12 protein-coding genes are annotated in these 12,134 nt (G+C 73.0%); 11 read left to right on the plus strand and 1 reads right to left on the minus strand.

The annotated features are described in order from the left end of the window. The first annotated feature begins 104 nt into the window (after window positions 1-104). From EV189_RS06750 to EV189_RS06760, 3 genes are read left to right on the plus strand one after another with little or no spacing between them, the layout of a single operon-like run. Window positions 105-554 (plus strand): YdcF family protein, encoded by a 450-nt coding sequence (locus EV189_RS06750; RefSeq protein WP_231116140.1) that lies wholly within the window; start codon window positions 105-107, stop codon window positions 552-554. Between the two features lie 49 nt (window positions 555-603). Next, a complete protein-coding gene (locus tag EV189_RS06755) occupies window positions 604-1,302 on the plus strand; it encodes a DUF4191 domain-containing protein (protein ID WP_130492189.1) in 699 nt (232 codons plus the stop codon). A gap of 10 nt (window positions 1,303-1,312) precedes the next feature. Continuing rightward, window positions 1,313-2,251: a D-2-hydroxyacid dehydrogenase family protein gene (locus EV189_RS06760; RefSeq protein ID WP_130492190.1), complete on the plus strand. Its 939-nt coding sequence runs from the start codon at window positions 1,313-1,315 to the stop codon at window positions 2,249-2,251. A 4-nt stretch (window positions 2,252-2,255) separates the two neighbouring features. Here the strand turns inward: EV189_RS06760 and EV189_RS06765 are convergent, their stop codons facing one another. Next, complete coding sequence (locus EV189_RS06765) at window positions 2,256-2,729, minus strand: RDD family protein (protein ID WP_231116141.1); 474 nt, start codon at window positions 2,727-2,729, stop codon at window positions 2,256-2,258. 179 nt (window positions 2,730-2,908) lie between these two features. Here EV189_RS06765 and glnA point away from each other — a divergent pair, with 179 nt between their 5' ends. From glnA to mug, 8 genes are all read left to right on the plus strand, one after another. Continuing rightward, window positions 2,909-4,333, plus strand: coding sequence for a type I glutamate--ammonia ligase (gene glnA / locus EV189_RS06770; RefSeq protein ID WP_130492191.1), 1,425 nt, complete (start codon window positions 2,909-2,911; stop codon window positions 4,331-4,333). A 376-nt stretch (window positions 4,334-4,709) separates the two neighbouring features. Next, window positions 4,710-6,746: a catalase gene (locus EV189_RS06775; RefSeq protein ID WP_130492911.1), complete on the plus strand. Its 2,037-nt coding sequence runs from the start codon at window positions 4,710-4,712 to the stop codon at window positions 6,744-6,746. A 213-nt stretch (window positions 6,747-6,959) separates the two neighbouring features. Continuing rightward, complete coding sequence (locus EV189_RS06780) at window positions 6,960-7,484, plus strand: hypothetical protein (protein ID WP_130492192.1); 525 nt, start codon at window positions 6,960-6,962, stop codon at window positions 7,482-7,484. Window positions 7,485-7,634: 150 nt separating this feature from the next. Further along, on the plus strand, window positions 7,635-8,501 hold the full coding sequence (locus EV189_RS06785) for a heavy metal-binding domain-containing protein (protein ID WP_130492193.1): 867 nt from the start codon (window positions 7,635-7,637) through the stop codon (window positions 8,499-8,501). A gap of 74 nt (window positions 8,502-8,575) precedes the next feature. Continuing rightward, window positions 8,576-9,373: a heavy metal-binding domain-containing protein gene (locus tag EV189_RS06790; RefSeq protein WP_130492912.1), complete on the plus strand. Its 798-nt coding sequence runs from the start codon at window positions 8,576-8,578 to the stop codon at window positions 9,371-9,373. After that, window positions 9,370-9,780 carry a hypothetical protein gene (locus tag EV189_RS06795; protein WP_130492194.1) on the plus strand — a complete coding sequence of 137 codons (411 nt, stop codon included), beginning with the start codon at window positions 9,370-9,372 and terminating at the stop codon, window positions 9,778-9,780. Before EV189_RS06790 ends, EV189_RS06795 begins: the two co-directional genes overlap by 4 nt. A 125-nt stretch (window positions 9,781-9,905) precedes the next feature. After that, window positions 9,906-11,498, plus strand: a complete 1,593-nt coding sequence (locus tag EV189_RS06800) for a methyl-accepting chemotaxis protein (RefSeq protein ID WP_130492195.1) — start codon at window positions 9,906-9,908, stop codon at window positions 11,496-11,498. A 59-nt stretch (window positions 11,499-11,557) separates the two neighbouring features. Next, window positions 11,558-12,127 carry a G/U mismatch-specific DNA glycosylase gene (gene mug, locus EV189_RS06805; protein ID WP_130492196.1) on the plus strand — a complete coding sequence of 190 codons (570 nt, stop codon included), beginning with the start codon at window positions 11,558-11,560 and terminating at the stop codon, window positions 12,125-12,127. The last annotated feature ends 7 nt before the right edge of the window (window positions 12,128-12,134 follow it).

Here is a 12,134-nt window from a genome sequence, read left to right on the forward strand (position 1 = left end):
CCACGGCCGCGGGCGTCGGGGCGCTCGCGCTGGCCGAGCTGCTGCACGCCCGGGCGGCGCGGTCCTGGCTGCCGGGCGCGCCCGCCAGCGGACCGCGCGAGGCCGTGCTCGTCCTCGGCTACCGCTCGCGGCGCGGCGACCGGCTCCACCCCGTGCAGCGCTGGCGCACCGAGGTCGGCGTCCGCTCCCTCGCCGCCGGCGGGCGCCTCGTGCTGAGCGGCGGCCCGACGGGCGACGGGCGCAGCGAGGCCGCGGTCATGGCCGAGCACGCGCTCGCGCTCGGCGTGCCGGCCTCGGCCGTCGTGCTGGAGGAGGGGTCCCGCAGCACGTGGGACAACGTCGCGCTCAGCCTGCCCCTGCTCGAGGACGCCGACGTCATCCGGATCGCCTCGGACCCGCTGCACGCGGCGCGGGCCCGCGCGTACCTCGTCCGGCAGCGGCCCGACCTCGCCCGCCGGCTCGCGCCCGCCGACGACTGCCGCCTGCTGGAGCAGGCGCCGATGAAGGTCGTCACCGCGGCGTACGAGGTGGCGCGGCGCCGCCGCCCCCGCTGACGGCTCCTCCGTCGTCCCGTGGTCCCGCGCGGCCGTACCCTTGTCCACCATGGCGCGCGCGAAGGACGACACTCCCCCGAAGCCCCGCAAGCAGCGGTTCGCGACCCTGCGGCAGATCGGGCAGGCGTACTCGCTGACGTCGAAGAACGACAAGCAGCTGCCGCTGTGGCTGGCGGGGACGTTCCTCCTCGTCCTGGCCGTCTTCGTCGTCATCGGTGCGCTCATCGGGCACCCGTACTACCTCGGGTTCATCGGCATCCTGTTCGGCCTGCTCGCCACGATGGTGGTCTTCGGGCGCCGGGCGCAGCGCGCGGCGTACGGCTCGATCGAGGGGCAGGTCGGCGCGGCTGCGGCGGTGCTCGACTCGCTCAAGCGCGGCTGGACCGTGACGCCGGGCATCGCCGCGACCCGCCAGCAGGACATCGTGCACCGCGCCGTCGGGCGCCCCGGGATCGTCCTCGTGGGCGAGGGCTCCCCCGCCCGCCTCGCCGGCCTGCTCGCCCAGGAGCGCAAGAAGCTCGGCCGCGTCGTGCCGGACGTGCCGGTGCACGACTTCCAGGTGGGCAAGGAGCAGGGCCAGCTCTCGCTGCAGGAGTTCCAGCGCACGCTGGCCAAGCTGCCCAAGGTGATCCCGTCCGCGCAGATCGACACCATCGACAAGCGGCTCGTCGCGCTGGGCACACTCGCCCAGCAGCTGCCGAAGGGCCCGCTGCCCAAGGGGATGCGCCCGCCGCGCCAGATGCGCTGAGGCGCTCGTCGTGCGCGTCGTCGTGCTCGACGACTACCAGGACGTGGCGCGGTCGTCCGCGGACTGGGGCTCGCTCGACGCCGAGGTCGTCGTCGAGCACGAGCACCTCGGCCCGGAGGAGCTGGTGGCGCGGCACCGGGGCGCCGACGTGCTCGTCCTCATGCGCGAGCGCACGCCCGTCGACGCCGCGCTGCTCGACGCGCTGCCGGAGGTGCGCCTGCTCGTGACGACCGGCATGCGCAACGCGTCGGTCGACCTCGACGCCGCCCGCGAGCGCGGCGTCGCGGTCTGCGGCACGGAGGGCAGCGCGTCCTCGGCCGCCGAACTCGCGTGGGCGCTGGTCCTCGACCTCGCGCACCGCGTCACGTGGGAGGACGCGGCGCTGCGGACGGGCCGGTGGCAGACGGGCGTCGGCCGCGACCTCGCGGGCCTCACCCTCGGGGTGGTCGGCCTCGGGCGGCTCGGCCGGCGCGTGGCGGCGTACGCGCTGGCGTTCGGGATGGAGGTGCTCGCGTGGAGCCAGCACCTCACGGCGGAGGCGGCAGCGCACGCCGGAGCGGCCCTGGTCCCGAAGGACGAGCTCCTCGAGCGCGCCGACGTCGTGAGCGTCCACGTCGTGCTCTCCGAGCGCACGCGCGGCCTGCTCGGCGCGGCCGAGCTCGCCCGCATGAAGCCCGGAGCGCTGCTCGTCAACACCTCGCGCGGCCCGGTCGTCGACGAGGCGGCGCTGGTCGACGCGCTCTCCCGCGGCCACCTCGGCGGCGCCGGTCTCGACGTCTTCGACCGGGAGCCGCTGCCGCTCGACTCACCACTGCGCACGGCTCCGCGGACCGTGCTGACACCTCACATCGGCTACGTCACCGACCAGGTCTACCGCCAGTGGTACGCGATGGCGCTGGAGGACGTCGCCGCCTGGCAGGCGGGCGCGCCCGTCCGGCAGCTCGCCTAGCGGACTACCTGCGGACGAGGACGGTCCCGGCCGCCTTGTCGTGCAGGCCGCGGCCGTCGGCGTCCCAGATGACCGCCGGGATGACGAGGCAGACGAGCAGCTGGCGCAGCAGCACGCGCAGCGCCTGCGGGCCGCGCGGGCGGAGGTCCACCAGCCGCAGCCGCAGGAGCGCGTGGCCGGGGGTGCGGCCGACGAAGGCGAGCGAGAGCGTGGAGAGGACCGCGAAGACCGCCAGCACCGCCCAGCCGTAGGCCGCGTCCTGCGGCCGGCCCCCAGCGACCTGCACGACGCCGCCGCTGATGAACCAGTCGACGAGCAGGCCGACGAGGCGGCGCCCGAGCGGCGCGACGGAGCCCGGACCCTCGGCGGGCAGCCCGATCCGCTCGCCGCGCGGGCGGAAGACGACACCCTGCTGCTCGGCGGCGGCGCGGGGTCCCTCGAGCCAGGAGCCGAGGGTCCGACGGTCGATGGGGGCCACACAGCGAGGATACGACCGGAGGCCGCCGCGGGCAGGCCGGGAGGATCCGGGCGCGTAACACGGTCGTCATCCGGACGCGCGTCTGCGTAACGAACCCGAAACGTTAGGGTGACGGCCGGGAAACCCCCACTACCTACGGTGCGGCGAGCGGTGTGGTGCCGCAGCTCTCAGGAGGGTGCATGTTCAACAACGCGGACGAGGTCCTGCGCTACGTCAAGGACGAGGGCGTCGTGTTCATCGACGTCCGCTTCTGCGACCTGCCGGGCGTGATGCAGCACTTCAACGTGCCGGCCCAGTCGGTCGACGCGGACTTCTTCACCGAGGGCCAGATGTTCGACGGATCCTCGATCCGCGGCTTCCAGGCCATCCACGAGTCCGACATGAAGCTCATCCCGGACGTGACGTCGGCGTACATCGACCCGTTCCGCGTGGAGAAGACGCTCGTCGTCAACTTCTCCATCGTGGACCCCTACACGGGCGAGGCCTACAGCCGCGACCCGCGCCAGGTGGCCGCCAAGGCCGAGGCGTACATGCGCGGCACCGGCATCGCGGACACGGCGTTCTTCGCCCCCGAGGCCGAGTTCTACATCTTCGACGACGTGCGCTTCGAGACGAAGCAGAACGCCGGCTACTACTACATCGACTCCGTCGAGGCGGCCTGGAACACCGGTCGCGTCGAGGAGGGCGGCAACCTCGGGCACAAGACCCCCTACAAGGGCGGGTACTTCCCGGTCGCCCCGGTCGACCACTACTCCGACCTGCGCGACGAGATCGTGGTCGAGCTCGACCGCCTCGGGCTCCAGGTCGAGCGCTCGCACCACGAGGTCGGCACCGCCGGCCAGGCCGAGATCAACTACCGCTTCGACACCCTGTCGAAGTCGGCCGACAAGGTCATGCTCTTCAAGTACGTCGTGAAGAACGTCGCGCACCGCAACGGCAAGACCGTCACCTTCATGCCGAAGCCGCTGTTCGGCGACAACGGCTCGGGCATGCACTGCCACCAGTCGCTCTGGAAGGACGGCTCGCCGCTCTTCTACGACGAGCTCGGCTACGGCGGCCTGTCCGACATGGCCCGCTGGTACGTCGGCGGCCTGCTGCACCACGCGCCCAGCCTGCTGGCGTTCACGAACCCGACGGTGAACTCCTACCACCGCCTGGTCCCGGGCTACGAGGCGCCGGTCAACCTCGTCTACTCGGCCCGCAACCGCTCGGCCTGCATCCGCATCCCGGTGACGGGGTCGAACCCCAAGGCCAAGCGCATCGAGTTCCGCGTGCCGGACCCGTCCAGCAACCCGTACCTCGCGTTCGCCGCCATGCTCATGGCCGGTCTCGACGGCATCAAGAACAAGATCGAGCCGCCGACGCCCATCGACAAGGACCTCTACGAGCTCCCGCCCGAGGAGCACGCGGAGATCTCCCAGGTCCCCGGCTCGCTGTCCGAGGTGCTGGACAACCTCGAGAAGGACCACGCGTTCCTCACCGAGGGCGGGGTCTTCACCGAGGACCTCATCGAGACGTGGATCGCCTACAAGCGCGCCAGCGAGATCGACCCGATCCGGCTGCGCCCGCACCCGCACGAGTTCGAGCTGTACTACGACATCTGACCGGGTAGCTCCTGGTCGAGCAGCACCACCGCAGAGGCGGGTCCCCGGACGGGGGCCCGCCTCTGCCGCGTCGTGCCGCCGCGCGTCGATCTACGACGATCACCTGTCGCATTGCCTCGGGACACAGTTCGGGACAGACTTCGCGTAGCGGGACGAAGCGTCTCGCACGGACAGGAGGTCCGACGTGACCGAGTCGATCAGCAGCGGCGACAGCACCCCGGAGCAGGCGGCAGCCAGCGCGGACGGGGTGAGCCGGCGCCACTTCATCGCCGCCGCGGGAGCCGGCGCGGGGGCGGTGGCCCTCGGAGCCGCGCTCCGCCCGGCGGCGGCGCAGGCAGCAGAGCCGGCTGCACCGGCGGCGGAGGCCGCGAGCGGGATGGGCGGCGTCCCCGGCGCACCCGGGCCGGAGGTGAAGACGGGCGACCGGCTCACCTCGAACCAGGGCGTCCGGATCTCGGACGACCAGAACACCCTGCGCGCTGGTACGCGGGGACCGTCGCTGCTCGAGGACGGCCTCTTCCGCGAGAAGATGATGCACTTCGACCACGAGCGGATCCCCGAACGGGTCGTGCACGCACGCGGGGCGGGGGCGCACGGCTCCTTCCGGCTGCACACCTCGCTCGCGCAGTTCACCCGAGCGAAGGTCCTCACCGACACGGGGGTGACGACGCCGGTCTTCGTACGGTTCTCGACGGTCAACGGCTCGCGCGGCTCGGCCGACACCGCCCGCGACGCCCGCGGCTTCGCGACGAAGTTCTACACCAGCGAGGGGGTGTGGGACCTCGTCGGCAACAACATCCCGGTCTTCTTCATCCAGGACGCGATCAAGTTCCCCGACCTCGTCCACTCGTTCAAGCCCGAGCCGAACGTCGAGATCCCCCAGGCCTCCACGGCGCACGACACGTTCTACGACTTCATCTCGCTGACCCCCGAGTCGGCCCACATGCTCATGTGGACCACCTCCGACCGCGGGATCCCGCGCAGCTACCGGATGATGGAGGGCTTCGGCATCCACACCTTCCGGCTCGTGAACTCCTCCGGCGACTCGACGTTCGTCAAGTTCCACTGGAAGCCGCGGCTCTCCGTCCGGTCGCTCGTCTGGGACGAGGCGCAGAAGCTCGCCGGTGTCGACCCCGACTTCCACCGGCGGGACCTGGCGGACGCGATCAACGCGGGCGCGTACCCGCAGTGGGACCTCGGCGTGCAGCTGCTCGCGGAGAAGGACACGGGCAAGGTCGGCTTCGACGTGCTCGACGCGACCAAGCTGTGGCCCGAGGAGACCGTGCCGGTGCAGCTCGTCGGCACGATGACGCTCAACCGCAACCCGCAGAACTACTTCACGGAGACCGAGCAGGTCGCCTTCCACACGGGCCACGTCGTCCCCGGCATCGACTTCAGTGACGACCCGCTGCTGCAGGGGCGCAACTTCTCCTACCTCGACACCCAGCTCAACCGCTTCAGCGGCCCCAACTTCTCCCAGCTGCCGATCAACCAGCCGCACTCCCCCGTCAACAACTTCCAGCAGGACGGGTTCATGCGCTACGCCAACCGGCCGGGGCGCATCAACTACGAGCCCAACTCCCTGCCCGGTGGCGAGGCCCACGAGTCCAGCGCGGCTCAGGGCGGGTTCGTCTCCTACGCCGAGCCCGTCGGCGGCACGAAGGTGCGCGCCCGCAGCGACACCTTCTCCGACCACTTCAGCCAGGCCACGCTGTTCTTCCAGAGCATGACCGAGCCGGAGAAGCAGCACATCATCCAGGCGCTGCAGTTCGAGCTGGGCAAGGTGACGGTGAAGGCGGTGCAGCAGCGCATGCTCGGCCTGCTCGCCAACATCGACACGCGCCTCGTCACCGAGGTCGCCGGCTACCTGAGCCTCCCCGTCCCCTCCGGGTCCCCCAACACCGCGATCGGCACGTCCGACGCGCTGAGCCAGGAGAAGACGGCGAAGCCCAGCGCGCGTACGCGCAAGGTGGCGGTCCTCGTCGGGGACGGCGTCACCGCCGCCGACGTCGCGGCCATCGGTAAGGCGCTGCACGCTGCCGGCGGGGCCGCCGTCGTGGTCGGCCCGCACGTCGGGCCGGTCACGGCGCAGGGCGGCACGGTCACGGCGACCGCGACGTACCTCACCTCGAAGTCGGTCCAGTTCGACGCGGTCTTCGTGCCGGGGGGCACGGCCGGGCTCGTCTCGAACGGCGACGCCGTCCACTTCGTCGAGGAGGCGTTCAAGCACGACAAGGCGGTCGGCGCCGTCGGCACCGGCACCGCCGTGCTGCGCGCCGCCCTGGGCGGAGCGGCGGCCGGCGCCGCCGGTGTGGTCACGGGCGCCAGCGCCTCGGCCGTGGCGCGCGACTTCGTCGCGGCTGTCGCCGCGCACCGGCACTGGAGCCGCAGCACCGGCGCGATCTCGGCCTGACCCCGGGGCGGGGCACAGCACCACGGCAGGACGGAGGCGGGTCCCCACCGGGGCCCGCCTCCGCCGCGTCCGGGGAGGGGCCCGCTGCGGCCGGCTCGCGTCGCCCCTTCGTGCAAGGTTGGCCCTCCCCGGGCCCGTACGGCCACGCCCGCCCCGCGGATCGAACAGGATCCGTTGCGCGGCGCAGGAGCCGCGAAGCCTGAGGAGGAACCGATGAGGCTCGGACGCAAGGCCCTGGCGACTCTCGCCGCACCAGCCGCACTGGCCGCGGTCGCGACACCGGCGCACGCTGCGGAACCCACGTACCGGCCGCCCGAGGTGCAGTGGGTGCACACCGTGCACGCGACCGCGGACAGCGCCACGCTGCGGGCCCGCTACCGCTGCTACGGCGGCAACGAGGGCACGCACCTGTGGGTCTCGCTCAAGCAGGGCGGCGGCATCCAGGGCGACGCCATGGCCCTCGCCATGCAGGAGGGCACGAGCGCGATCGCGGCCTCGTGGTACGACAGCCACCCCGACCAGGTCGTCTGCAACGGGCGCTTCAACACCCTGACGTACACGGTCAACCGCGAGCACGGGATCCCGGGCTACCACCCCGACGACTGGGCGCCGCTGCAGAAGGGCCCGGCGTTCCTGCAGTTCTGCCTGTTCGACAGCACGGCCGCGGAGGCCGGACCGGACAACACCGACCAGGGGTTCGGCTACCTCTACACCTGGGTGCAGGTCCACACCCGCTGAGGTCGGCCCCCGTGACGGCGGGGCGGGTCCCCTCCCCGGGACCCGCCCCGCCCCACGGCCAGGGCAGGTGACGGTCGCCGAGGACCGCGACCGGTCACCCCAGCTTGCGCAGCCGGGCGTGAGCGCCCCTCGAAGGGGCATGATCCGCCCGTGGTCGACCCCCTGCCCCCCGGCCTGCCGCCGGCGGCGCTGCGGCGGCGCGAGCGCCACGCGACGGCGCGGGTGCGCACCTCGCTGCTCTCCGCGCCCGCTGCGGTCGCGCTGTCCGACGTGGGCCTGGACCCCGTCGGCGAGGCCATGGGCTGCGTCGTCGTCCGCATCGGGTTCGCCGGCGGGACAGGCTGCTCGTGGGGCACCGGCGGCGGCTACCGGCTCGCCACGATCTCCGCGCACAGCAGCGTCTTCGCGGGCTTCCGGCCGTACGTCAGCGCGATGCAGGACGGCTACCGGCGCTGCCTGCGCCGGCTGCTCGACGAGGCACGCGCCCTGCAGGCCGACGGCGTCGTGGGCGTCCGCCTCACCACCGAGCACCTCGACGAGCACACGCGCGAGTTCGTCGCCCTCGGCACCGCCGTCCGTGCCCGCTCGCGCACCCGCCCGGCCGCGCCCTTCACGACCGACCTGTCCGGCCCGGAGACCGCGGCGCTGCTCCACGCCGGCTGGGTGCCGGTCGGCATCGCCGTGGGGCTCGACGTCGCGATGCGCCACGACGACTACCTCACCCAGCGCCAGCGCGGCTGGGGGGCGGGCAACACCGAGGTGTCCGGCTACACCGACCTGGTGCAACAGGGGCGGGCCTTCGCCCGCCAGCGCTTCGCCGAGCAGGTCGCCCGGCTCGGCGCACAAGGGGCCGTCGTGAGCGACCTCGGTCTGCGCGTCTGGGAGGAGGAGCCCGCGGACGGCCACGTCGACCACGTGGCCGAGGCCCATGTCCGCGGCACGGCGGTGTCGCAGTTCCGGCGCAGCAGCAGCGGTTCCCCGTCCCTCACCATCCTCCCCCTGGCTCCGAGGAGATGACCGTGGCCGACCCCGACGAGGGCCCGGGCCTGAGCACCGCCGCAGCGACAGACCTCGGCATCCCCGAGGACGCCATGCGCCGTCTGGCGTCCATGAAGCCGGGGACCCCGGGCAGCCTGTTCACCTCGGACCTCAGCGTCAACGAGTTCCTGCTGGTGCGCGAGGCCGGCTTCCGCCCGCTCGGCCTCGTCGTCGGGTCGAGCATCTACCACGTGGGCTTCCAGAGCCGGCAGTGGAGCCGCAACCAGGAGCTCGAGAAGCTCACGCAGGCGATGTACCACGCCCGCGAGCTCGCGATGGCCCGCATGGAGGCGGAGGCCGAGGCCCTCGGCGCGGACGGCGTGGTCGGCGTCCGGCTCGAGATCGAGTTCAAGGAGTTCGGCAACGACCTCGCGGAGTTCATCGCCGTCGGCACCGCGGTGCACGCCGACGAGGCGCACGCCGCCGCCCCCGACGGCTTCTCCTGGCGCAACGCGCAGGGCCTGCCCTTCACCTCCGACCTGTCCGGCCAGGACTTCTGGACGCTCGTGCAAGCGGGGTACGCGCCCCTCGGCCTCGTCATGGGCAGCTGCGTCTACCACATCGCGCACCAGCGGTTCTTCCAGAGCCTCAGCAACATCGGCGCCAACGTCGAGATCCCGCAGTACACCGAGGCGCTCTACGACGCGCGCGAGCTGGCGATGAGCCGCATGCAGGCGGAGGCGGAGGCCCTGTCCGCCGAGGGGATCGTCGGCGTGCAGCTGCTCTCGCTGCCGCACCGCTGGGGCGGCCACACGACGGAGTTCTTCGCGATCGGCACCGCGGTCCGGCCCGTACGCCCGGACCACACGATCGCGAAGCCGGTCCTCGTGCTCCCGCTGAGCGACTCGTGAGCCCGCCCGCCGGTGACGAGCCGGACCTCGAGCTCGTCGCGGCCGCCCTGCGCGTCGACACCGCGGACGTCACGACCTTCGCCCGCGTCGTCACCGGCACCCTGGCCGACGCCCTGCCGGAGGGGATGGTGGAGGTGGTCCGCTCCCGCAGCCTCGGCGACCGCGTACGCGGTCGGGAGGGCCGCGCGGAGGCCGTCGTCGTGCGCACGGGCGAGCACGTGCTGACCCTGCGCCAGGGCCACGGCCCGGTCGAGGCGGAGGACGCGGTCGTGGTCCGCGGCGTCGTCATCTCGCGCCGCCAGATCGGGGTCGAGGAGTGGGTGCGGCTGCTGGCCGAGCAGGTCGCGGCACGTGCCCGGGAGAGCGCCGCGGCGCGTACGGCGCTGCAGCGCCTGCTCGGGGGCTGACCGGCCCGGCCGTCCGCCCGCTCAGGTGACCTGGCGGGCGGATCCTCACGGATCCCTCATGCGCCGGGCCGTCGGGCCGATGCCCGTACAGGCCCGAGGACGGGGGCCCGGACGAGGAGAGGCAGATGTCGGACGCACGTACGCTCCCGCGGCAGCGCTGGACCCTGACCCGCAAGATCTCGGCCGTGCTGGCGGCCGTGGCGGTGGGCCTGCTGGTGATCGGGACGCTGTCGTACACCTCGGTCGCGCGACTGCGGCAGACCACCAGCGCCGTCGACCACACCTACCGCGTGCTCGAGCAGGTCGCCGCGGTCAAGGAGAGCCTCACGCAGGCGGAGACCGGCCAACGCGGCTACCTGCTCACCAGCGACAACGCGTACCTCGCGCCGTACACCAAGGCGCAGGCGGACCTGGCCACGGAGCAGCAGGCCCTGCGGACGCTGACGAAGGACAACCCGCGCCAGCAGAAGCGGCTCGACGCCCTCGCGCCGCTCGTGCAGGGGAAGCTCGCCGAGATGCAGAGCACGGTCAACGCGCGCAACACCGCGGGTCTCGAGGCCGCGGTGTCGATCGTGAAGACCGACAAGGGTGCCGCCGCGATGGCCTCGATCCAGTCGACCCTCGCCCAGATGGACGCCGAGGAGCGGGGCCTGCTCGGCAAGCGGACCTCGAGCGCGCGCTCGTCCGCGGCGATGACGCGCGGCGTCGTGCTCTACGGCACCGCGCTGCTGCTGCTGCTCATGGCCGCCGCCGGCTGGGTCCTCGGCCGCCGGCTCTCGCGGCCGGTCAAGGAGGTCACGGCCGCCCTGTCCGCCCTCGCGAGCGGCGACCTCACGGTCTCCGTCGACGTGCGCACGAGTGACGAGCTCGCGCTCATGGCCCACTCGCTCAACACCGCCAGCACGCACCTGCGCAAGACCGTCGGAGTCATCGAGGCGAGCGCCGGCACGCTGGCCGGCGCGGTCGACGAGCTGTCCGCGACCACGACGCAGGTCGCCGGCTCGGCCGAGAGCGTGTCCGCCAAGGCGGAGTCCGCCACGGGCGCGACGCTCACGGTGTCCGAGAGCGTGCAGACCCTGGCCGCCGGCGCCGAGCAGATGGGCGCCTCCATCCGCGAGATCGCCCACAGCACGACGGAGGCCGCGACCGTGGCGTCCCGTGCCGTCGCCGTGGCCGAGGCCACGAACCAGACGGTCTCCTCGCTCGGGGCGTCGAGCCGCGAGATCGGCGACGTCGTCAAGGTCATCACGACCATCGCCGAGCAGACGAACCTGTTGGCACTCAACGCCACCATCGAGGCAGCACGCGCCGGGGAGGCCGGCAAGGGCTTCGCGGTCGTCGCCACCGAGGTCAAGGACCTGGCGCAGGAGACCGCGCGCGCCACGGAGGACATCGCGCGTCGGATCGACGCGATCCAGGGCTCGACCTCCAGCGCGGTGGAGGCGATCGGCGAGATCGCCGCCGTCATCGCCCGCATCAACGACTACCAGGCGACGATCGCCGCGGCGGTAGAGGAGCAGACGGCGACGGCCGGGGAGATCTCGCGCAACGTCGCCGAGGCCGCGACCACCAGCCGCGGCATCGCCGACTCGGTCCGCAGCATGGCCGAGGACGCGCAGCAGAGCAGCACGGCGGTGCAGGGCTCCCGCCGCACGGTCGAGGAGGTGGCCGCCCTGGCCACCGAGCTGCGCCAGGTCGTCAGCAGCTTCACCCTCTGACGCCATCGTCGGCGTACGGCGCGGGAGCTCCCGCGCCGTACGCCGCCTAGGCTCGGCTGGTGCCGCCGTCGAAGGGTCCCAGCCGCTCCGAGCTCCTGGCCCTGGAGGGGTCGACGCTCCCCGATCTCGGTGGACCGGGCGCGGTCGTCGTCTTCTGCGGCATCAACCCCGGCCTCTACACCGCTTGGGCGCAGGCGCACTTCGCTCGTCCGGGCAACAGGTTCTGGCCCACGCTGCACCGATCGGGGTTCACCGCGAGGCTGCTGGCGCCGCAGGAGCAGCACCTGCTCCCGCGTCACGGGCTCGGCATCACCAACGTCGTGGCCCGGGCGACCGCCACCGCGGCCGAGCTCTCCCCCGCCGAGCTCCGTGCCGGTGGCGAGCTCCTCCGCGACAAGGTACGCACCTGGCAGCCGGCATTCCTCGCGGTGCTGGGCGTCACGGCGTACCGCGAGGCCTTCGGCGCCCGGCGGGCGGTCATCGGCCTGCAGCAGGAGGTGCTCGGCAGAACGCGGATCTGGGTGCTGCCGAACCCCAGCGGGCTGAACGCGCACTACGGACTGCCTGCGCTGGCGGCACTGTTCGCCGAGCTGCGTGCCGCCGCCGGGGTGGGCCGACCGGAGGCGTAGCGTTCGG

It is taken from the genome of Motilibacter rhizosphaerae (genome assembly GCF_004216915.1).
Taxonomy (GTDB): Bacteria; Actinomycetota; Actinomycetes; order Motilibacterales; family Motilibacteraceae; genus Motilibacter; species Motilibacter rhizosphaerae.